Below are 21,301 nucleotides of genomic sequence, written 5' to 3' on the forward strand. Positions count from 1 at the left end.
TTCTTATTTATCAGGTTCGAAAATGCTTAAAGCAATAGCAATGGTGGCACTCAGTTCTATTTCTGTTATGGCATTTGCATTGCCAAGTGATCGTAATCAACCCATCATGCTTTTAGCTGATCGTGCGACCTATAATGACAAAACAGGTATAACGACCTATGTGGGGAATGTTTCTGTTGAACAAGGTACTTTCAAGTTAAATGCAGCCTCTATAGTTGCTAATCTCAATGCCAATCGCCAAATTAGCTCGGTAAATGCGTCAGGTTCTCCTGCAAAGTTCCAACAACAATTAGAGTCTAAACGTGGCATTGCACGTGGTGAAGCCTCTAAAATTGTATATAACGCTGATACAGGCATTATTACTTTGTCGGGCAATGCATATTTGTATCAAGATGGCGCAAGTATTCGTGGGAACACTTTGCGTTACAGTATGAATAAGGGGGATATCGAAGTTGTAGGCGGTGGCAGTAGTGAAACGGGTAGTTCAAAAGGTCGCGTACAAATTATAATTCCTCCTTCTGCCTCAAAATCATTCTCTGGAGTACGTGATTAATGAGCGTCGATGAATCACCAATCCAAACATTAAAAATTAAACATCTTGCCAAAGTTTATAGTAAACGCTGGGTGGTGAAAGATGTTTCATTTAGTATGCAGAGTGGTCAAATTGTTGGTTTGCTTGGACCGAACGGGGCGGGAAAAACGACAAGCTTTTACATGGTAGTCGGACTGGTTCGAATGGACAAAGGTGAAATTCATTTAGATAATCTTGATCTTTCGGATCTTGCAATGCATGAGCGTGCTCGTCATGGAATTGGTTATTTGCCACAAGAGGCTTCAATTTTTCGTAAATTGAGTATTTCAGATAATATTATGGCGATTCTTGAAACGCGCAAGGATCTTAATAAGCAACAACGTAAAGAGAGACTTCAAGAGTTATTAGAAGACTTTAAAATTACACATATTAAAGATTCTTTGGGGATGAGTGTGTCAGGGGGGGAACGTCGCCGTGCTGAAATCGCTCGAGCATTAGCCGCCGATCCTAAGTTTATGCTCCTTGATGAGCCTTTTGCTGGGGTAGATCCAATTTCTGTAGGTGATATCAAAGATATCATTCGCAATTTAAAAGAACGAGGAATAGGTGTGCTTATTACAGATCATAACGTTCGCGAAACGCTCGCGATTTGTGAGCATGCTTATATTGTCAGCGAAGGATCTGTCATTGCGGAAGGAACACCAGATCAAGTACTTATGGATGAAACTGTCCGTAAAGTTTATTTAGGTGATGATTTCACAGTTTAAAAAAATAGTGTGATATCTATAAAATAATGTTGTTTTATAGATATTTAGACTGTAAATTAACTCAAACAAATCGTAAGTTTACAATTGACGCAGAAATAATATAAAAATCATTGTAGAATACGATTGATTTTATGTGACGTAGTTCACACTTTTTAATAGAGATTACAAGTGGCTAAACATCAATTAAGTCAGAAGGATATGGGGTATATCACGCTGTTTGCGATCAGTTTATGTGCGACACAAGTACATGCTGAAGATGCAATCGCTCCTCTAGCAATTGACGATACCCAACGTGCACTAACAGCAGAATTACAAAAACCCAAAATCAATTTTAGTTTGGAAAAAAAGACTGTTGAAGATATACCTGAACAGCTTGAAAAGCCACGTTTTAAATTATTCCAATCGAAATCCAAAATCTCGAAAGAGCAAGTGAAAGAACAGGTTCTTGTTCCTAAAGTTATTGAACAAGTTCCTGATTTAGACGACATAGTCGAAAATGAAATTGCTCAAGTTAACACTACACCTTTATCTAATTCGCAGTCTCAGAATGAGTCGAAGGAAAAGACTCAAAAGAAATCTTTTTTTGCATTTGTTAAGCGTGAAAAAGCGGCATCTGAACCAAAAGTATTGCTGCTAAAGGTAAAGCAGGATATTGAAGAGGCTTCAGCGCCAAATGTTCTAAAACCTACTATTTCATCTACTGTACAACCCGCTACTAAAGACACTCGTCAGGTTTTAAAACCGCTTAAACCAAAGATCCAAAATCAACTAACAGAATCTTTAATTGAGGCGCAACACGCAAAATTACTAAATAATGAAACATCGGTTTCAGAAGACAAAACAGAAAAACCAAAAAGTAAACTCTTTTCATTTATTGGGAATATAGGCAAAGATAAAACTAAGCTGGATAAGGGTCATCACCAAGCTGCTGGCAATGTTTCAAATACAAAAGTTTTGACACCGTCTTTACAAAAATCGGTGAGTGAATCTTCATTGAAAGTGTCTAGTACACCAAAACCGAAGATTGTTAATGATCAACAAATTAACAGCCAAAACAACTTGCGACAAGCTCCACCTTCAACAGTAGCACAAGTTGAACATCGTCAAAGTCTTGTATCTAAAGCCAAAGCTTTTTGGCCTTTTAAATCAGGTTCTCATAATAAGTTAGAAACACAGAATGTAATTGAGCGTCCAAACTTGATCGTTCAACAACAGACTAGTGCTTTGGCTGTAAATAAACCTACAATTGTTTATTCAAAACCAATAGAGCAGAAAGCGAAAATATCTGAACAATCGCAGTCGATTAAGCCAGTTGTAAATATTAAGCCTAAAGCTGATAAAGTCGTATCCGAACAAAAATACAATACGGTGAATGCTGAACCGCAAGAAAAGAAAAAATTCAGTTTAACTGCATTAAAATCAAATATGGATCAGTTTTTTAAACCTAAAGCTGATGATGACTTTAGACAAGTTAAGTTAAATGAACTGAGTGATTTTAGCTTTGATCCTAAACAGGTTGAGCAATTGCCTGTGATCACGACACAAGCTTCGCCAAGTGCTCCAATATCTATGATGCCACTTGTGAATGGTACGGCTGATAAACAAACGTTAAGTTTATACGATGCGATCAAGATCGCAGTAGCTAGACATCCTGAAGTGACACAAAGTGTTTCTTCACTCGCATCACAAAATGCATTTATTGATGTTGCTAAAGCAGGTTATTACCCACAGTTGAGTGCAGGTGTTTCAACTGGAGATATGACTTCAGGAGAAAGAGGGCGTCAATTATTTAATGTCAATGCGACACAACTACTTTTTGACTTTGGTAAACAAAAATCACTAGTGAGTACAGAAGAAGCCAAGTTACAGTTGAGCCAAGCTCAAGTTCTTGTCACAATTGACCAAATTGCTCTTGAAGTGGCTTCTGCCATTGTGAATATTAAGCGATATGAAGAAATTACACGTATTGCACGTGAGCAAATTGCTGGTATATCACGAATCCGAGAAATTGCTAACTTACGTGCAGAGGCAGGTATCAGCAGTCAGGCCGATCCAATTCAAGCGCAATCATATTATGAATCTGCACAATCAAATTTAATTCTGCAAGAAACACAGCTCAATGTATTTAAACAACGACTTAGAACTTTGATGGGAACAGATATATCAAAATATAACTGGGAGATACCTGAGAGTTTAATTAAGGCTTCAGAGATTTATTCAGAGCCAAAGTTTAACGAAATTCCGAAAATGATGGCTGCCAAAGCTGAAGTTGATGTTGCAGAATTAGAAAAAAAACAAACTCAATTGAGTCGTTATCCTACGTTAAATGTTAAAGGTACATTGAGTCAAGCAGTCAACGGACGTAATCCGAATAACAATCAAGACGATGGAACAGATAGTTCTATTATGCTTGAAGCAAATAGTACTTTCTTCCAAGGTGGTGCAATTAGTTCACGCAGTCGTGCGGCATCGTTTGCAGAAGAAGCTGCCAAAGCAAAAGTAAATGCAGTTTATTTAGAAACAATAGATGAAATTCGTCGTGCTCAAGAACAAGTTGAAAATAAACAGCGACAAATGAAAGTATTAATTGATCAACAAGCGACATCAGTCAGAACGAAAGAGTTATATCAAGAACAATATAAACTTGGCACTCGTACAGCTGTTGATCTTTTAAATGCTGAGCAAGCGATTCACCGTTCGAATTCAGATATTGAAACTGCACGTTATGATATTTATGAAAACTTAGTTCAATATATTGCCGCTTCTGGTAAGAGCCGCGATGTATATCAACTTAATAATTTGACCATTCAAGGGGTAGAATTGAAACCATGAATACAAGAATAAATTATCAACCATGGTTACAAGGTGTCCTGACGGTTGCACGTCATTATCGAATTGAAACCTCTGCTGAACGTATTCGCTTAGAACTAAATTGGAATCAGAACCAGTCAGTCGATGACATCTTGGCAATTATGACACGCCAAGTAGGTTTACATGTCCGTAAAGTGGATTTTAGCCCTGATATTTTAAATCCGTGGCGTTTACCGGTATTGGTCGGATTTAAAGATGGGCAAGTTGGCGTCATTGATCGTGCAGATGCACAAGGTAACGCAAGTGTTCAACTGAGCGGTGATGAAGGGTTAGCGCAGACATTTTCAGTAGATACATTATTAGATGTCATCGACTCAGTCTATATTTTAAGACCAGAAACCTCAGTACCTGATGCGCGTATTGACGAATACATTAAACCATATGAAAAAAACTGGTTTTGGGAAATTGTATTACGCGATTGGAAACGCTATATCGATATTATGTTTGCATCATTGCTTGCAAACGTATTAGCACTCGCGACAATCGTCTTCTCGATGAATGTGTATGACCGAGTTATTCCAGCACAATCTATTCCAACCTTGTGGGTGCTGGCAGGTGGTGTATTACTTGCTGCAATCTTTGAATTCGCATTGAAATACTCACGATTAATTCTTTCAGATATGATTGGTAAGCGTGCGGATTTAAGAGTCTCGGATCGGGTCTTTGGTCATGCTTTACGTATTAAAAATAGTGAACGATCTAAATCCACGGGAACGTTTATTTCACAAATTCGTGAACTAGAAGGTGTGCGTGAGCTTGTAACATCTACAACAATTACCGCCTTTGCTGATTTACCATTCTTCTTCCTGTTCCTTGGTATTTTTTGGCTTATTGGTGGCAATCTTTTCTGGGTAATTTTGGTGGTTGTACCGCTGATGATTATTCCAGGGCTTTTGGCGCAAAAAAAATTAGCGCAATTGGCTAAAGAGGGTATGCGTGAGTCATCAATACGAAATGCGATTCTCGTTGAAGCTGTTCAAGGTATTGAAGATATTAAACTGCTACGTGCAGAGTCCCGCTTTCAAAATCAGTGGAATCACATGAATGATGTTTCAGCTTCTATCAGCATGAAACAACGTAAAATTGTAGGCGTATTGAATCTTTGGACTCAAAAATTACAGGGATTGACCTTTGCAATTGTAGTATTGGTGGGTTGTTTTGCGGTAATGGATGGAGAAATGACCACTGGTGCGTTAGTGGCATGTTCGATTCTATCATCACGTATGTTAGCGCCAATTGCACAGGTAACTGGTGTTCTTGGTCGTTATCAGCAAGCCAAAACGGCGAAAGAAAGTCTTGATGAATTAATGAGTAAACAGGTTGACCATCCTGAGCGTTCACAATTGATTCAGCGATCAGTGCTCAATGGTCATTATGAATTAAATGGTGTGGTCTTTAAATACGGCGAAGAAGATCCTAAACCAAGTGTTGTGATTCCTAAACTTGAAATTAAACCAGGTGAAAAAATTGCGATTCTTGGGCGTAACGGTGCAGGTAAATCGACCATTCTTCAATTACTTTCAGGTATGCAAACCGCAGTTCAAGGTAAAGTTCAATTAGATAATATTGATATTACCTTGTTGGACCCATCGGACGTTCGTCGTGACGTAGGTTTGTTGAATCAAAATGCGCACCTATTCTTTGGTACAGTCAGAGAAAATTTAACGTTAGGTGCACCATTAGCTACCGATGATGATTTATTAAAAGCACTTGCTGTAACAGGTGCACTCAACTTCATTCAAGAAAAGAAAGAAGGACTAGATCATATTATTTTAGAAGGTGGTGTAGGCTTCTCAGGTGGACAACGTCAGGCACTTTTATTGTCAAGACTCCTCATTTGTCAGCCAAATATTCTGTTGTTAGATGAGCCTACAGCTGCGATTGATGATGTATCTGAAAAACAATTAATTGATCATATGAAGAACTGGCTTGGACATCGCACATTGGTTGTGGCAACCCACCGCCGTGCAGTATTAGAGTTAGTGGATCGTATTATTGTGGTGAATGATGGTCGTATCGTTATGGATGGCCCACGTGATCAAATTTTAAATAATTCTGGCCAGCAACAAGCAAATTCAGGGGCTAAATCATGAGCGAAGAATTAAAACAACAACGTTCATTAAAAGTGTCTCAGTTAGAGCCACCATTACCGAAGGTCAGTATTACGATTTGGATTATTGGTCTGGGTTTGCTTGCACTCATTATTTGGGCAGCTATTTTCAAACTTGAAGAAGTTTCTAATGGTACAGGTAAAGTGGTTCCAACTTCTAAAGAACAAGTGATTCAATCTTTAGAGGGCGGGATTCTAACCAAACTTGAAGTTAAAGAAGGTGATATTGTTGAAAAAGGGCAAACCCTTGCTCAACTTGATCCGACACGATTTGCTTCAAATGTGGGTGAATCAGAATCGTTACTACTGTCATCGCAAGCAACAGCTGCGCGTTTACGTGCGGAAGTGAATGGTGGTCCACTGGTATTTCCAGAATCAGTTCAAAAAATTCCAAAATTGGTTGCTGAAGAAACTCAGCTTTATCGTTCTAGACGTGCCAATATGGAAGAATCTATTGCTGGCCTAACGCAAGCACTTACGTTAGTTCAGCAAGAATTGAGAATGACAGAACCGCTTGTTGCCAAAGGTGCTGCGAGTGAAGTTGAAGTTTTACGTTTAAAACGTCAAGCAAATGAATTGACCAACCAAATTAACGATATTCGTAACCAGTACTATGTGCAGGCACGCGAAGAGTTATCTAAGGCGAGCACTGATGTCGAAACTCAACAACAAGTAATCAAAGGTAAATCTGATAGTCTGAATCGTACAATCTTTAAAGCACCAGTCCGCGGTGTAGTGAAAGAAATTGATGTGATGACTTTGGGTGGTGTTATTCCTCAGAATGGTAAGTTAATGACCATTGTCCCTTTGGATGAACAACTTTTAATTGAGGCGCGAATTTCACCGCGTGATATTGCATTTATTCATCCTGGACAGGAAGCTTTAGTTAAAATCACTGCGTACGATTATTCAATTTACGGTGGCTTAAAAGGAGAGGTAACAGTCATTTCTCCTGATACGCTACGTGATGAAGTTAAACAAGATCAGTTTTATTATCGTGTGTATATTCGTACTGATTCAGACAAGCTTTATAACAAAGCTGGGCAAGCTTTCCCAATCACGCCGGGTATGGTATCAACGGTTGATATTAAGACAGGTCAAAAAACGATTCTTGAATACCTGTTGAAACCATTCAATAAGGCGAAGGAAGCGTTACGCGAACGATAATCTTTATTTTTCAGTCTGTTTAAAACCCAATCAATGATCTTTTGATTGGGTTTTTTAATATGATTGAATCACGCATAATGTATTTGAGTTCAATTGTTGTAATTTACCATGCCATTTACTCTTGCTCAGACTTATATCTATGAAGAAGATATTAAGAAAAGCCGTTTTCAGGCGATCACCGCACCTGTGGAAAATGAACAGGATGTAAAAGAATTTTTAAACCAGTATTTTGATGCCTCGACGACCCATCAATGCTGGGCATGGAAAATTGGGCATCAAGTCCGTTTTAATGATGATGGAGAACCTTCAGGAACAGCTGGAAGACCCATACTTGCAACGATTGAAGGGAATGAGCTCACTAATATTATTGTATTGGTAAACCGCTGGTATGGTGGTATCAAACTCGGAACTGGAGGCTTAGTACGAGCATACGGAGGTGTAGCAGGGAAATGCTTATTACAGGTCGAAAAAATTGAACTCATCGATAAGAAAACTGTAAATTTTAAATGCCAATTTAATGAGTGGTCTATTTTTCAATATGAGTTAAATCAACAAAAAATTGAATATATTGAAGAATATGTTGATTCTGGAGTATTGATTACTGCACGTATGCAAATTCATGAAATTGAGCCGTTTAAACTGAAAATCCAAGATGTGACTCGTGGACGTGAGCAATTGAATATAGAGGATGTCGAACGTGACGGAACATGATCCTTTACTCAAGTACCGAGAACAGCATAAACATCGTTTGAATTACATGCCTTGGTTATATTGGTCACTCAAGGCAAAGCATCGTGAATGGGCAGAAGCTTGGCAAAAAGATTATCAAGCCTATTTAATGGATATGGAGACTGTTGAAATTGGGAAAAATTGTTTCATTTCCCCTTTAGCCCATATTTTTGCTGAGCGTGGTCGGAAGATTATTATTGGGGATAATACTTTTATTGCCGCGGATTGTACCTTGCATGGTCCTTTAGAAATTGGGTCTGAAGTCGCCATTAATCATCATTGTATTTTAGATGGTGGACGCGTTGGGATTAAGATTCATGACCAAGTACGGATCGCAGCTTATTGTCATCTTTATGCCTTTGATCATGGCATGAGTTTAGATCAACCTATTTACCAGCAAGCAGTACGCTCAAAAGGCATTGAGATTCATCGTGATGTTTGGTTAGGGGCGCATGTGGGTATAAAAGATGGCGTGACCATACATGAACAGGTGATTGTAGGTATGAATAGTATGGTTACTAAGGATATTCAGGCAAGAGAAGTTGTTGCAGGGAATCCAGCTCAATTTATACGAATGCGTGAATAATTCGTAACGCGAAAGATTGAATTAAATTACATAAACCATGTTCATTTGCCCGAAAGCTATGATAGTTTAAAGAAAAGAACAATCAGACATCATGTCAAAGTGAGGCAATCATGAACCGTGTAATTGCGTGTATTGATTCATCCCCATGTATTCATGCCTTAGCTGAAGCAGCAGCCTGGATTGCGGATCGAACTAAACGTGAGTTAGTCCTTTTACAGGTTTTAGATTACTATCCTGCAAGTTATCATCTGGGTGAAATTAGTGGTGTGATTGGATTTGAAAGTAATGCGATGCTCTTAAAAGAACTCGCGGAATTAGAACAAAAACAAAGTGAATTAGCTTTAGATTATAGTAATAATCTTCTTTCACATATTTCAGAAGTGATTGAAGAAAAATATGGTATTACGCCGATAAAAATTCAAGAAAAAGGCGATTTCCTCGAACAGAGTTTCAATGTTTTAAATGAAAATGATATTGCAATTATTGGTCGAGTAGGTGAGCGCTCCGCGGAAAAACACAAAAGCTTAGGGAGTAATGTAGAGAATTTTATTCGTGGTGCTCGTTGTACGGTTTTAACTGTTGGTGAAACCTTTAAGCCACCAACACGTTTTATTTTCGCCTATGAAGATTCTCAGACTTGTAAAGAAATGATGCATCGTGTTGCTAAAAGTGATTTATTAAGAACACTTCAGTGTCATTTGCTTTATGTGGGTGATCATCCTGAAATTCTTGATATCCCAGCTCAGTATTTACGTGAAGCTGGATTGGATGTGGTTGTTGAATATCGTTTTGGAGATGTCGCTGAGAATATTTTAGATTATCAGCAACAACATCAAATTCAATTAATTGTGCTAGGCGCTTATAGTCGCAGTAAAGTAAAACAATTTTTCTTGGGCAGTATTACGACCAATATATTTAGAAATTCAGTCGTTCCATTGTTGGTTGCTAAATGATCAATCAGTTTTGATTAATTTTACTTGATAAATATTCGGTCAACTTAACTGATAGAAGGTGGATAAATTTTTAGAATAATAGGGTTTTATGGTTTGATTATTTTATAATCTTTTTATTAAAACGTATGAAAATCAGGTGTTTGCCATAATATTTTATTTTTATCCACAGGAATACAAACAGGAATCGGGGATAACTTTTTCAGGGCTTTAGTGCAAGAAAAAGGAGTATTCAAATTGATGAATACTCCTTTAAGTGATACTAATGATTAGTATTAAGATTTATTTGACAATCGCCAGTGCAAAACCATCATGTCCTTTACTGCCGACGGTTTGTAAGGCTGTACTCGACAGTAGTCGAGGATGATTCTGCATGATGCGGTACATTTCACGAATACCTTCGATGCTTGGTTTGACATTTTTTTCATCCAGAATATCACCAGCGCGAATTACATTATCTAAAAAAATAATGGTACCTGAGCGTGAAAATTTAAGTGATAGTTCTAAATACTCTGGGTAACTTTGTTTATCAGCATCAATAAATATAAAGTCAAATGGTTCAAAATTTTCAGGTAAAGATTTGAGAATATCCGCAGCGCGACCGACTTTTAATTCAACCGTTTGCTTTAATTTCGCATTGTCGATATTTTCTTGACCGAGTGCTGCATGTGTATCACGACCCTCGATCGTGAGAATATATCCATCCTCAGGAAGGGCTCTTGCTAGCCACATGGTGCTATAAGCCGCAAAGGTTCCAAGCTCTAACACACGCTTACACTGATTCATTTGAATCAACATTTGTAATAACATGCCTTGGTTAGCAGCAACTGCTAGATGGTCAGGAAAACCCTTATCAGCTGTATTTTGTAGAGTCTGAGTTAAAATTGGATCTTCTGGCATCAGATGAGATTCAATATAAGCATCAATATCTGACCATTGTTGTTGCATAACTGAGTACCTGTAGGGAGTTCAGTGCATTGTAATCGTTTCGAGTGAATGTGCAAATTTCTGATGCTTTGATGCTGAAAAATCAGTCAAAAAAAAAGAGGTCAAAGACCTCTTAATTAAATGTGATCATCTAAAATTAGTAATGGCATAAAGATGTATTTCGAGTCAGATCGGGTCCCCAAGTTCGGTAACCTTGAGTATCAATATGTATTTGACCAGTCGCATACAAACCTAAGCCCATATTTAAGCTTTGACCATAATTTTGCCAAAATTGGCACAATTTAAATTTAGAATTTTCGATGAATGCATAATCTTCAGCCTGAGGAAATTCAGGACCGATTCTGAAATCAATGGCTGAGTTATACAAGTGTCGAGACGAACCTGCGCCACCAGCACACTGATTTAATGGAAGGTCACGATATACAGATGTAACCTCAAAATCAGTTAAAATCCTTGCTGCAACGAGATATTTAAATACTTTCAGTGTTGGTAACTGATTCGACCATAGCTCACGGTTTGGAACCATATATTCAGATTTACCACATTTCTGCCAAGCACGTGCTGATTTAAATAATTCAAAACTTGGGATAATATTGCCAACATTATTACGTTCTAAGTATTGTTCATATTCTCGTGCTTGAGCTTGGTTATTACCTTGTATCAGCCAAACACGATAAGAATTCGGCATGACTTTTGGTCGCGCTGGACGTTCATAGGTTATTTTTTCTTGTGGAATATATATGCGTTGACCATCATTGGTGACGATTGTTCGTCCTTTTTGAGGGGAGGACGTACATCCAATCAATATCAACGATATTGCACTGATTGAGCACAAGCCCTTCAAAATTAATTTCATTATAAATAAATTTTACTAAAGCAAATAAGTTTCTATTTTATGCTAATTGATTATCAAGAATGCGTATAAATTGCAAATAAATGTACCAATTGGGTATAAAAAAGATCAGCCGAAGCTGATCTCTCATTGGATTATTTTTCTAAATATTGCAATTTGTTTGGTTTGCCATTCCATTCTTCACGGTCAGCTGGTTGATCACCAATCTGAGTAATATTTGGCCATTTTTCTGCAAGTTCAGCATTGAGTTCGATAAAGACTTCTTGACCTTCAGGTAGTTCATCTTCCGAGAAAATGGCATTAGCAGGGCATTCAGGCTCACATAACGCGCAGTCAATACACTCATCTGGATTAATGACTAGAAAGTTTGGACCTTCATAGAAACAGTCAACTGGGCAAACTTCTACGCAGTCTTGATACTTACATTTAATACAATTTTCAGTGACAACAAAGGTCATGGCGTCAGCTACCTAAAAAATATGGTTCTAATAACGAATGCTGTATTTTAGGCAAATTGAACGAAACTAACAATTCCTTTTCTTGATATTTAATATAGGGGATGCTACTAAATCAGTAATATTTATGATGAGATCGTACTAATTTGCAAATTCTCAGGCATTCTGCCTCTGATTTCAAAAATCATGATTAAAAAAAGCCAGCAGATCGCTGGCTTATTGATTGAGTGTGCTTGAACTAAGATTTTTGGAGTAATTGTTTGAGTTGGTAGAGTTGGTCTAAAGCCTGTCTTGGACTTAAGTCATCTACAATAATTTCTGAAAGAAGTTGTTCAACTTGAGAAGGTTGATGAATTTCAACCACTTTTTCAACTTCAATAATTTTTTCTACAGGTTCACTATTTGAAAATAAATCTTGAGAGAACAAATCTTTTTGCACAGGTTGAGTTTGCAGTTGGAGTTTCTCCAGTTTTTTAAGTTTAGCTTGAGCCTCTTTAATCACGTTTTGAGGAATACCTGCTAGTTTAGCGACCTGTAAACCATGACTTTGACTTGCAGGACCTTTTTGAACCTTATGTAATAAGATGAGATGACCATTCACTTCTTGCGCAGTGACATGATAATTATCAATACACGGATCCATGCCTAATTCTGTTAATTCAAAATAGTGCGTTGCAAAAAGACATAAACATTTAATGCGATGCGTCAAATCAAGAACACAAGCCCAAGCTAATGACAAACCATCATAAGTACTTGTACCACGACCTACTTCGTCCATCAATACCAAAGATTGTTGAGTGGCATGATGTAAAATTTGAGAAGTTTCCGTCATTTCCACCATAAATGTAGATTTGCCAGAAGAAAGATCGTCTGCTGAACCGATACGCGTAAAGATCCGATCAATAGGTCCCAATTTGGCAGATTTCGCTGGAACGAAACTACCGCAATATGCCAAGAGCGTAATTAACGCCGTCTGACGCATGAATGTCGATTTACCACCCATATTTGGGCCTGTGATAATCGACATACGATGCTGTGCATCTAAATAAGTATCATTTGGGGTGTAAGGGGTTTTAATCAGTGATTCAACAACGGGATGGCGTCCCGCTTGAATGTGTATTCCAATTTCAGGGCTAAATTCCGGACGATTCCAATTATATAATCTTGATAGATGTGCGAAGTTTGTCAGTACATCCAGTTGAGCAATAGCGCTCGCCATCATTTGAAGATTGGCAATATCTTGACGCAATTCATCCAATAACATTTCAAACAAAAGTTTTTCACGAGCCAATGCACGTGATTCGCTTGAAAGCACTTTATCTTCGAAAGACTTCAACTCAGGGGTGATATAACGTTCAGCATTTTTTAATGTTTGACGACGAATATAATGGGCAGGAGCTTGTTCTGCTTGCGCTCTGGTTAATTCAATATAATACCCACTCACTCGGTTATAACCGATTTTTAGTGTGTTTATACCTGTTGTTTCTCTTTCTTTGATCTCTAAATCAATTAAAAATTGTCCTGCATGATCGCGTATTTGACGGAGTTCATCTAACTCATGATCGAAACCATTTGCAATGACATTGCCATCTCTGAGTAGAACAGGTGGGTTTTCCACAATGGCTGACATGAGGCGATGATGTAAACCATTAAAGTCACCCAATTCCTCATTCAGTTGATTGATTAAAGCGGATTGCTGTGTTGAGGTCATTGGTGCTAATGCATGGCGTAAATATGGGATCTGAGCACATGCTTGACGTAGTTGCACTAAATCACGTGGTCGCGCACTTCCTAATGCCACACGGCTGAGTACGCGTTCGATATCACTGATTTCTTTTAATACCAGACGAATTGGAGCTTCATGATAGCCAGATAATATGGTTTGTATCGCATCTAGACGCTGATCCAACAACGCAGTATCACGAATCGGTTGCATTAACGTTCGACTAAGCAGTCGGCTACCCATAGCCGTTTGGCATTGGTTGGTTAAATCAAATAATGAAGTGCCATGCTCAAACAAAGGATCAATAATCTCTAGATTTCGTCGCGTCACAGGATCAAGTGCAATAAAGTCGGAGCTTTGTTCAAGTCGAATTGAACGAATATGTGGCAATGCCGTCTTTTGGGTATCTTTGGCATAATGAATTAAAGCTGCCGCAGCTGCTTTCGCCAACTCAAGATGTTCAATTCCAAAACCAGATAATGTACTTACGGCGAATTGATCACATAAAGTTTTTTGCGCATTATTCAGATTGAAGTCTACATTTGGGCGTTTTGTAACGGGACAATCAAGAATTTGCTTAATCTGTTCAACCACTTCTGGATGCTTGAAATCCTCATCAATCAAAACTTCACTTGGCATAAGACGCGCAAGTTCTAGAGGAAGTTGTTCAGCTTGAAAACTTTGTTGTTGGACTTTAAAAATACCTGCACTGAGATCTAATAGGGCGATACCAATTTCATCAGATTTTATACAGATGGATACTAAATTTGAACTCTGATGGGCATTCAGCAATGCGTCGTCTGTCAATGTACCCGGTGTAATAATTCTGACTACACCACGTTCGACAGGTCCTTTACCAGTGACTTCCCCAAGTTGTTCACAAATAACAACGGTTTCACCTTTTTTAACTAAACGCGCTAAGTATCCTTCTGCTGCATGATACGGAACTCCAGCCATTGGTATCGGTTGTCCATTCGCTTTACCACGGTGGGTTAAGGTAATCCCTAAAATTTTGGCGGCTTTATGCGCATCGTCAAAAAATAACTCGTAGAAATCACCCATACGATAGAACATTAACGAATGCGGGTGCTGTAATTTCACCGTCATGTATTGCTGCATCATTGGCGTCAATGTTGAAAGATCGATATTGGATTGATCTAAAGTCATCTTTGAAAAAAACCTGTAGTTAAATTTTGAAACGAAGAAGTACTGCTCAAGCTTAGCATGAGAAAAAATGCGTAAATCGATTATAAGATCTATTTTTAGCAAAAAATAAATGAGTCGAACCAATATTATAACCAACGACTCAATTTCGTTCATTGAATAATTAAATTCGATATCCATTTATGCAAATTCTTTGTGTAAAGAATCAGCAGTCTCTGGATAGTCTCCGCATCTTTTGGACAGTTTGTTATCGCATTTCATTTCATGATCAGATCATATTCGATGTCTTAGGGAAGAAAAAATGACAGGTCAAACGATTGAGATCACTACCAAATCGGGGAATCGCTATTCAGGGTATTTGGCAGTCCCAGAAGCTAAGAAAGGTCCAGGGATTGTATTGTGTCATGAAATATTTGGTATCAATGCAGCGATGCGAGCAAAAGCTGACTTTCTCGCAGAGGAAGGCTATACCGTTTTAGTCCCTGATCTATTTTGGCGTACTGCACCAAACATTGATTTAGGTTATACACCTGAGGATTTTGAAAAAGCTTTTCAACTTTATCAGCAATATGATGAAGATCAGGGTGTAAATGATATTCGTGAAAGTTTAGATTTTTTAACGACTTTAGATGCGTGTGACACGACTACGGGTCAGTCAGTGGTTGGATATTGTCTTGGTGGAAAACTTGCATATTTGGCTGCATGCCGTATTGATAACTTAGCGTGTTCGGTTGCTTACTACGGTGTAGGCATTGAAAAAGCGCTCGATGAACTCTCGAATGTGAAGGGTAAGCTTGTGCTACACATGGCTGAACTTGATCAATTCTGTCCAGCTGAAGCGCGAAATCAAATTACTGAAGCATGCGCACAATTTAAACATATTCATGCTTATGTTTATGAAGGTGTTGATCACGCATTTGCACGACCGAACAGCGATCATTATCACAAACCATCGGCGCGATTTGCCCATGAACGTACCGTAACAGCATTACATGAAACGGTTGGCCCTCACTATGACTTAGTTGCATTGTGGGAAGAGCATATCAGACATGAGTTCGACACGCGCGATGTACCAGCAACCATGGCAACGATGGTCGCTCAACCATATGTGAATCACATTCCAACATTGACAGGTGGTGTGGGATATAGCCAGTTAGCGCGATTCTATCGATATCATTTTGTACATCAAAACCCTCAAGATATGAAAATCACCTCAATTTCTAGAACTGTGGGATCTACTCAGGTTGTGGATGAATTCATCATGAGTTTCACTCACGACACTGAAATTGATTGGTTATTACCAGGTGTAAAACCGACTGGAAAATATGTCGAAATTCCAATGTTGGGGGTCATTCAGTTTAGAGGTCCAAAACTTTGTCACGAACATATTTATTGGGATCAAGCTTCTGTACTTGTCCAAATCGGATTACTTAATCCAGAAGGATTGCCTGTTGCAGGTGTAGAAACAGCGAAAAAACTTTTAGATGAAGATATTCCTTCAAATGGCTTGATGCCAAGTTGGGAGTCGAGTGCTGGTAAGCCAATCGAATAATCAAAATATATGGGGCAAAAAATGGAATTAAATATTAAAGATAAAGTTGCCATTGTCAGTGGTGGATCAACGTTGATTGGACAGGCTGTGGTTCAAAGTCTCGTGAATTTAGGGGCTAAAGTTGCCATTTTAGACATTGATGACTACGGAAAAACCATAGCTGCGCAACATCCTTATGAAGTGATGTTTATACAAACTGATCTAACTTCAGACATCGCAATTCATGAAGCGGTGAACAGCATTAGAAATCATCTAGGTGAAGTCAGTTATTTAGTGAACTTGGCATGTACCTATCTTGATGATGGTTTCAAATCACCACGATCAGATTGGTTAAAAGCATTAGATATCAATTTGGTGTCTATTGTTGAGCTAACGCGTGCCGTATATGAAGATTTGCAAAAAAATAAAGGGTCAGTGGTGAATTTCACCTCGATTTCAGCGCAATGCGCTCAAACGGGACGTTGGTTATATCCAGTTTCTAAAGCGGCAATTTTACAACTGACCAAATCGATGGCAATGGATTTTGCGCCAGATGGTATCCGTGTCAACTCAGTTTCACCAGGTTGGACTTGGTCGAGAGTGATTTCTGAAGTGAGTGGACAAAATCGTGCGAAAGCTGATGCTGTAGCAAGTGATTATCATCTCTTGGGACGTTTGGGTAATCCGGCAGAAGTGGCAAATGTAGTGACATTCTTATTGTCGGATGCTGCAAGTTTTGTGACTGGCGCAGACTATGCGGTAGATGGTGGGTATTCAGTCATGGGGCCTGAAACGAATCAACCCGCAATACCACGTTTAGCAGAATAAATTAAATATTGGAGAATAAAGATGAGAAAAATTGCAATTGTTGGTGCAGGTCAGTCAGGACTTCAACTTGGATTAGGACTGCTTGATAAGGGATATGACATCACGATTTTGTCGAATAAAACTCCTGATGAGATTCGTCAAGGTAAAGTCATGTCTAGTCAATGTATGTTCCATACTGCGTTACAGACTGAACGTGATTTAGGATTAAATTTTTGGGAAGAGCATTGTCCAGCGGTAGAAGGTATTAGTTTTGCTTTGGTTGATCCAGCAAGTGGTGAAAGAGCATTTAAATGGAGTGCGCGATTAGAGCGTTATGCTCAATCTGTTGATCAACGTGTCAAGATGCCTTATTGGCTTGAAGAGTTTCAGCGCCGTGGAGGCAAGTTTGTTCTCCAAGACGTCGGTCTAAACGAATTAGAACATTTGGCTGACGAGTATGAATTAGTGCTCTTGGCTGCGGGTAAAGGTGAAGTGGTTAAAGAGTTTGTACGTGACGCAGAACGTAGCACTTTTGACAAACCTCAGCGTGCATTGGCTTTGACTTATGTGAATGGAATGAAGCCAATTTCGCCATACTCGAGAGTGAGCTTTAATATTATTCCTGGGGTGGGTGAGTATTTTTGTTTTCCTGCGCTTACAGTAAATGGTCCATGTGACATTATGGTTTTTGAAGGGATTCCTAATGGTCCTATGGATTGCTGGGCTGAAGTTAAAACACCAGAAGAACATTTAAATAAAAGCTTAGAAATTCTGAAACAACATTTGCCGTGGGAATATGAGCGTTGTCAAGACGTGACGCTGACAGATCATGGAGGATATTTAGCAGGACGATTCCCGCCAACAGTACGTAAACCTGTCATGACATTGGCTTCTGGTAAAAAAATATTTGGTATGGCAGATGCATTGGTGGTGAATGATCCAATCACAGGTCAAGGATCAAATAATGCAGCTAAGTGTAGCAAGGTTTATTTCGATGCGATCTTAGCACACGGTAATCAAGCGTTTACTGAAGATTGGATGGAGTCAACGTTTGAGAAATATTGGTCATATGCTGAAAAAGTCGTGAGCTGGACAAATAGTTTATTGGTTCCACCTCGACCTCATGTTGTTGAGCTACTAGGTGCAGCCTCTCAAAATCACAATTTAGCTTCTCAGATCGTTAATAATTTTGATGATCCACGTAACTTTTCACCGTGGTGGTTTGACGAAAACGCAGCGAAAGAATTATTAGAAACAGATCAAGTTTCTCAAGTGGCTTGATGGAACTGAGGTGTTAAAAATGGATGTATTAGATAAAATTAATCTGCAAGAGATTGACATCAGTAATCCTCGCGAGATTCGTAATCTTCTTGGTCAGTTTGCCACAGGTGTTACCGTAATCACCACACGTGGAACGGATGGACGAAAAGTGGGTATGACAGCCAATTCATTTTCTTCGTTGTCATTAGATCCACCGCTTGTGTTGTGGAGCTTGTCGAAAACAGCACCAAGTTTGCCCGATTTTGTTGCAGCTGAGCACTTTGCAGTTCATATGTTAACGAAGGAGCAGCATCAGCTTTCTACCCATTTTGCCCGTGGTGCACAAGATAAGTTTGCCACAGTTGATCATGGTGAATGTGATACAGGTGTTCCATTACTGAACGAAGCACTTGCTACACTTGTCTGTAAAAATGTACAGCAATACGAAGGTGGCGATCACTTGATTTTTATCGGTGAAATTCAAAAATATCAACAAACTGCTGGTGAGCCCTTAGTGTTTCATGCTGGTCGTTACCAAATTGCAGCGAGCCATCCAGACCTTTAATCATTGCTTTAAAAACCACGATGAACAATCGTGGTTTTTTTATGGGAAATACACATGAAAAATAAAATTATATTAAGTACTTTAACCTTGTTTACTACAGCAAATTCATCACATGTTTTTGCTTATGATTTACCGACTGTGAATTTGGGTATGACCAGCTTTCTAGATGGTGGACTACCAGCTGGACCTGGTTGGTATTCGCAAACGTATTTTCAACATTATGACAGTGATAAGTTGAGAGATACGAGTGGACAAAAGCTTCCGCTGCCCAAAACAGATTTAAATTATCAAGTGATTGTCGAGCAATTAAGTTACATGTCGACCTATAAACCGACTGCTCATTCAAGTCTAGGTCTGAATTTACTTATCCCTTATTTAAGTAAAATAAGTGTTGACGATGGTTTAAATAATCAAGCCTTAAAAGCTAAAAGTGGATTTGGAGATTTGATGATTGGTCCATTTCTCCAGTTTGATCCAGTCATGGGTGAACAGGGACCAAAATTTGTCCATCGAATAGAATTACAGATAAATTTGCCAACAGGGGAATATCAGCAAAACCGTGATATTAATCCGGGTAATAATGCATTTTCCTTCAATCCATATTGGGCTGCAACGTATTGGTTTAATCCGAAATGGACAGCTTCGACACGCGCTCATTATTTGTATAATTTTAAAAATGATGATCCAACTTATGGTTTTGGTGCTGCTGATGACATCCAAGCGGGGCAAGCAGTACACATTAACCTAGCATCTGAATATGCTGTACATGATCAGATTCGATTGGGTTTAAGTGGGTACTATTTAAAACAGCTTACCGATACTAAAGTTGATGGTGTAAAAGTCGATGGTCGCAAAGAAAGTGTGTGGGCAGTTGGACCTGGACTTATGTATAGTCACTCGCCAAAAAATCATGTCATCGCAAATGCATATTTCGAGCATGATGCAAAAAATAGAACTGAAGGCGATCGATTTCAAATTCGATACATTCATCATTTCTAATCAAAAAAGCCTGTGATTTCACAGGCTTTTTTATTGACAGACATAAAATTAAGAGAAGAGTGAATTTTGTGTAATCTTACGCGTTGATGATGGCAGCTCGCCATAACGACGTTTGTACTCTTGTGAAAAACGACCTAAATGAGTAAAGCCCCACTTAAATGCAACATCAGTGACCGTGGCATGTTCATTATTCATCAGTTCAAGATGAGCTTGTTCAAAACGAAGCTCACGTAAATATGCCATAGGGGTAATGCCAAAATGGTTTTTGAATCCTGCAAAGAGTGTTCGTGCACTTACACCTGATTGTTCAGCCAAGACTTCTATGTTGAGTGGTTCATGTAAGTGGTGGTGAATGTATGCTTCAGCACGTTTGATAAAGTAGGGCGCTAATTTTTTCTCATGATGAGCATTTGCTTTAAAAAAAGCATTATTTGGTTGTCCATAAATAAGCGCATTAAATAGATTTGATTCAAACTGCTTAAATGCAAGTGGGTGGTGGAGAGGATGATGCTCACATTTAAGTGCATCCATCATGGTTCTCAAAAGTTGCAGAAAATAACCACCAGATTGGGTGGTAAAATCAAGTCGAGGATTAAAAATTACATTTTTTTGTTCAGATTTCACGATATGTTGCTGACAATGATGTGCAAAATCATCTTTTGAAATTTTGAGAATGAGTTGAGGGGAGTGAGCACGCCAGCGCATTCTGAGTGACTGGTCAGGTGAGATAATTGACGCTACTTCTGAGTATGAAATAAATTTATCTTGACCAAATTCAATTTCAGCATAGCCTCGAGTAGGAATCTGAATAAGATAAAACTTTTCAAGTTGATCTGGTTCGATCAATACATCTGCGCCATATTCCAAGCGGCTGATAGAAAGAGCCCCAGTTTGAACATGATGCATGCTTGCACTAAAATTTTTAGCTGATTTTAACACTTTTAGAGCATGAGGCTTAAAAATTTGCCCTACATTTTTACAAGTTTCGCTCAAATCTGCTTGATTGAAGACCAAGTTTTGACTGTTGAAAATTGATTCATTACTAAAATTTTGCCCAGTTAGCTGAGAGGAATGAAGCTGGTTCATTGTGAATCCTTTTGGCTCATTAGTAGTCCGTACCATGACAGTAGTGTTAAATTGATATCATGGAATGAGATTTACGATATAAATAAATGAAGCAATATTCAGACCAGAAATAATAATTTTAAAATTTAATAGCTATAGTGGTAATTGAAAAAAATTACATTTATTTATATCAGTCCTATCCTTAGGACGTTATTTAAA

General features: G+C 38.5%; 18 protein-coding genes. 13 read left to right on the forward strand and 5 right to left on the reverse strand.

The window, feature by feature from the left end; all coding sequences use genetic code 11:
• Positions 1–22: 22 nt before the first annotated feature.
• From lptA to AC1M84_RS08995, 8 genes are all read left to right on the forward strand, one after another.
• Positions 23–553 (forward strand): lipopolysaccharide transport periplasmic protein LptA, encoded by a 531-nt coding sequence (lptA, locus tag AC1M84_RS08960; RefSeq protein WP_481593707.1) that lies wholly within the window; start codon positions 23–25, stop codon positions 551–553.
• Positions 553–1,299, forward strand: coding sequence for an LPS export ABC transporter ATP-binding protein (gene lptB / locus AC1M84_RS08965; RefSeq protein WP_481587670.1), 747 nt, complete (start codon positions 553–555; stop codon positions 1,297–1,299). The genes lptA and lptB overlap by 1 nt, the downstream gene beginning before the upstream one ends.
• Positions 1,300–2,724: 1,425 nt before the next feature.
• Complete coding sequence (locus AC1M84_RS08970; protein ID WP_481594881.1) at positions 2,725–4,131, forward strand: TolC family outer membrane protein; 1,407 nt, start codon at positions 2,725–2,727, stop codon at positions 4,129–4,131.
• Complete coding sequence (locus tag AC1M84_RS08975) at positions 4,128–6,263, forward strand: type I secretion system permease/ATPase (protein ID WP_180028218.1); 2,136 nt, start codon at positions 4,128–4,130, stop codon at positions 6,261–6,263. The genes AC1M84_RS08970 and AC1M84_RS08975 overlap by 4 nt, the downstream gene beginning before the upstream one ends.
• Positions 6,260–7,447, forward strand: a complete 1,188-nt coding sequence (locus AC1M84_RS08980) for an HlyD family type I secretion periplasmic adaptor subunit (protein WP_035266373.1) — start codon at positions 6,260–6,262, stop codon at positions 7,445–7,447. The genes AC1M84_RS08975 and AC1M84_RS08980 overlap by 4 nt, the downstream gene beginning before the upstream one ends.
• A gap of 108 nt (positions 7,448–7,555) precedes the next feature.
• Positions 7,556–8,158, forward strand: a complete 603-nt coding sequence (locus AC1M84_RS08985; protein WP_481594859.1) for an IMPACT family protein — start codon at positions 7,556–7,558, stop codon at positions 8,156–8,158.
• On the forward strand, positions 8,136–8,762 hold the full coding sequence (locus tag AC1M84_RS08990) for an acyltransferase (RefSeq protein WP_481594860.1): 627 nt from the start codon (positions 8,136–8,138) through the stop codon (positions 8,760–8,762). The genes AC1M84_RS08985 and AC1M84_RS08990 overlap by 23 nt, the downstream gene beginning before the upstream one ends.
• A 110-nt stretch (positions 8,763–8,872) precedes the next feature.
• Complete coding sequence (locus AC1M84_RS08995; RefSeq protein ID WP_035266378.1) at positions 8,873–9,715, forward strand: universal stress protein; 843 nt, start codon at positions 8,873–8,875, stop codon at positions 9,713–9,715.
• A 279-nt stretch (positions 9,716–9,994) separates the two neighbouring features.
• Here AC1M84_RS08995 and AC1M84_RS09000 read toward each other — a convergent pair whose 3' ends face one another.
• From AC1M84_RS09000 to mutS, 4 genes are all read right to left on the reverse strand, one after another.
• Positions 9,995–10,660: an O-methyltransferase gene (locus AC1M84_RS09000; protein WP_481594861.1), complete on the reverse strand. Its 666-nt coding sequence runs from the start codon at positions 10,658–10,660 to the stop codon at positions 9,995–9,997.
• A 136-nt stretch (positions 10,661–10,796) separates the two neighbouring features.
• Positions 10,797–11,516 carry a peptidase M15 gene (locus AC1M84_RS09005; RefSeq protein WP_481593668.1) on the reverse strand — a complete coding sequence of 240 codons (720 nt, stop codon included), beginning with the start codon at positions 11,514–11,516 and terminating at the stop codon, positions 10,797–10,799.
• Between the two features lie 131 nt (positions 11,517–11,647).
• Complete coding sequence (gene fdxA, locus AC1M84_RS09010) at positions 11,648–11,971, reverse strand: ferredoxin FdxA (RefSeq protein WP_035266386.1); 324 nt, start codon at positions 11,969–11,971, stop codon at positions 11,648–11,650.
• A 235-nt stretch (positions 11,972–12,206) separates the two neighbouring features.
• Positions 12,207–14,858, reverse strand: coding sequence for a DNA mismatch repair protein MutS (mutS, locus tag AC1M84_RS09015; RefSeq protein ID WP_481594862.1), 2,652 nt, complete (start codon positions 14,856–14,858; stop codon positions 12,207–12,209).
• Between the two features lie 298 nt (positions 14,859–15,156).
• Here mutS and AC1M84_RS09020 point away from each other — a divergent pair, with 298 nt between their 5' ends.
• From AC1M84_RS09020 to AC1M84_RS09040, 5 genes are read left to right on the forward strand one after another with little or no spacing between them, the layout of a single operon-like run.
• Positions 15,157–16,407 carry a dienelactone hydrolase family protein gene (locus AC1M84_RS09020; RefSeq protein ID WP_481593670.1) on the forward strand — a complete coding sequence of 417 codons (1,251 nt, stop codon included), beginning with the start codon at positions 15,157–15,159 and terminating at the stop codon, positions 16,405–16,407.
• A 21-nt stretch (positions 16,408–16,428) separates the two neighbouring features.
• The gene (locus tag AC1M84_RS09025) at positions 16,429–17,214 is read left to right on the forward strand and encodes an SDR family oxidoreductase (RefSeq protein ID WP_481590738.1); all 786 of its coding nucleotides are present in this window, start codon (positions 16,429–16,431) and stop codon (positions 17,212–17,214) included.
• Between the two features lie 21 nt (positions 17,215–17,235).
• A complete protein-coding gene (locus tag AC1M84_RS09030; RefSeq protein WP_092767736.1) occupies positions 17,236–18,474 on the forward strand; it encodes a styrene monooxygenase/indole monooxygenase family protein in 1,239 nt (412 codons plus the stop codon).
• 19 nt (positions 18,475–18,493) lie between these two features.
• On the forward strand, positions 18,494–19,018 hold the full coding sequence (locus tag AC1M84_RS09035) for a flavin reductase family protein (protein WP_180028210.1): 525 nt from the start codon (positions 18,494–18,496) through the stop codon (positions 19,016–19,018).
• Positions 19,019–19,072: 54 nt separating this feature from the next.
• Positions 19,073–20,017 (forward strand): SphA family protein, encoded by a 945-nt coding sequence (locus AC1M84_RS09040; protein WP_481593671.1) that lies wholly within the window; start codon positions 19,073–19,075, stop codon positions 20,015–20,017.
• 48 nt (positions 20,018–20,065) lie between these two features.
• Here AC1M84_RS09040 and AC1M84_RS09045 read toward each other — a convergent pair whose 3' ends face one another.
• Entirely contained in the window at positions 20,066–21,103 is a 1,038-nt protein-coding gene (locus AC1M84_RS09045) for an AraC family transcriptional regulator (protein WP_481593672.1), read from the reverse strand.
• Positions 21,104–21,301 lie beyond the last annotated feature (198 nt).

Source organism: Acinetobacter sp. 24-47-66 (assembly GCF_056779755.1).

Excerpts from the sequence above, each read along its gene's own strand:
- lptA (WP_481593707.1), top strand. The coding sequence starts at position 23 with ATGCTTAAAGCAATAGCAATGGTGGCACTCAGTTCTATTTCTGTTATG.
- lptB (WP_481587670.1), top strand. The coding sequence starts at position 553 with ATGAGCGTCGATGAATCACCAATCCAAACATTAAAAATTAAACATCTT.
- AC1M84_RS08970 (WP_481594881.1), top strand. The coding sequence starts at position 2,725 with ATGGATCAGTTTTTTAAACCTAAAGCTGATGATGACTTTAGACAAGTT.
- AC1M84_RS08975 (WP_180028218.1), top strand. The coding sequence starts at position 4,128 with ATGAATACAAGAATAAATTATCAACCATGGTTACAAGGTGTCCTGACG.
- AC1M84_RS08980 (WP_035266373.1), top strand. The coding sequence starts at position 6,260 with ATGAGCGAAGAATTAAAACAACAACGTTCATTAAAAGTGTCTCAGTTA.
- AC1M84_RS08985 (WP_481594859.1), top strand. The coding sequence starts at position 7,556 with ATGCCATTTACTCTTGCTCAGACTTATATCTATGAAGAAGATATTAAG.
- AC1M84_RS08990 (WP_481594860.1), top strand. The coding sequence starts at position 8,136 with ATGTCGAACGTGACGGAACATGATCCTTTACTCAAGTACCGAGAACAG.
- AC1M84_RS08995 (WP_035266378.1), top strand. The coding sequence starts at position 8,873 with ATGAACCGTGTAATTGCGTGTATTGATTCATCCCCATGTATTCATGCC.
- AC1M84_RS09000 (WP_481594861.1), bottom strand. The coding sequence starts at position 10,660 with ATGCAACAACAATGGTCAGATATTGATGCTTATATTGAATCTCATCTG.
- AC1M84_RS09005 (WP_481593668.1), bottom strand. The coding sequence starts at position 11,516 with ATGAAATTAATTTTGAAGGGCTTGTGCTCAATCAGTGCAATATCGTTG.
- fdxA (WP_035266386.1), bottom strand. The coding sequence starts at position 11,971 with ATGACCTTTGTTGTCACTGAAAATTGTATTAAATGTAAGTATCAAGAC.
- mutS (WP_481594862.1), bottom strand. The coding sequence starts at position 14,858 with ATGACTTTAGATCAATCCAATATCGATCTTTCAACATTGACGCCAATG.
- AC1M84_RS09020 (WP_481593670.1), top strand. The coding sequence starts at position 15,157 with ATGACAGGTCAAACGATTGAGATCACTACCAAATCGGGGAATCGCTAT.
- AC1M84_RS09025 (WP_481590738.1), top strand. The coding sequence starts at position 16,429 with ATGGAATTAAATATTAAAGATAAAGTTGCCATTGTCAGTGGTGGATCA.
- AC1M84_RS09030 (WP_092767736.1), top strand. The coding sequence starts at position 17,236 with ATGAGAAAAATTGCAATTGTTGGTGCAGGTCAGTCAGGACTTCAACTT.
- AC1M84_RS09035 (WP_180028210.1), top strand. The coding sequence starts at position 18,494 with ATGGATGTATTAGATAAAATTAATCTGCAAGAGATTGACATCAGTAAT.
- AC1M84_RS09040 (WP_481593671.1), top strand. The coding sequence starts at position 19,073 with ATGAAAAATAAAATTATATTAAGTACTTTAACCTTGTTTACTACAGCA.
- AC1M84_RS09045 (WP_481593672.1), bottom strand. The coding sequence starts at position 21,103 with ATGAACCAGCTTCATTCCTCTCAGCTAACTGGGCAAAATTTTAGTAAT.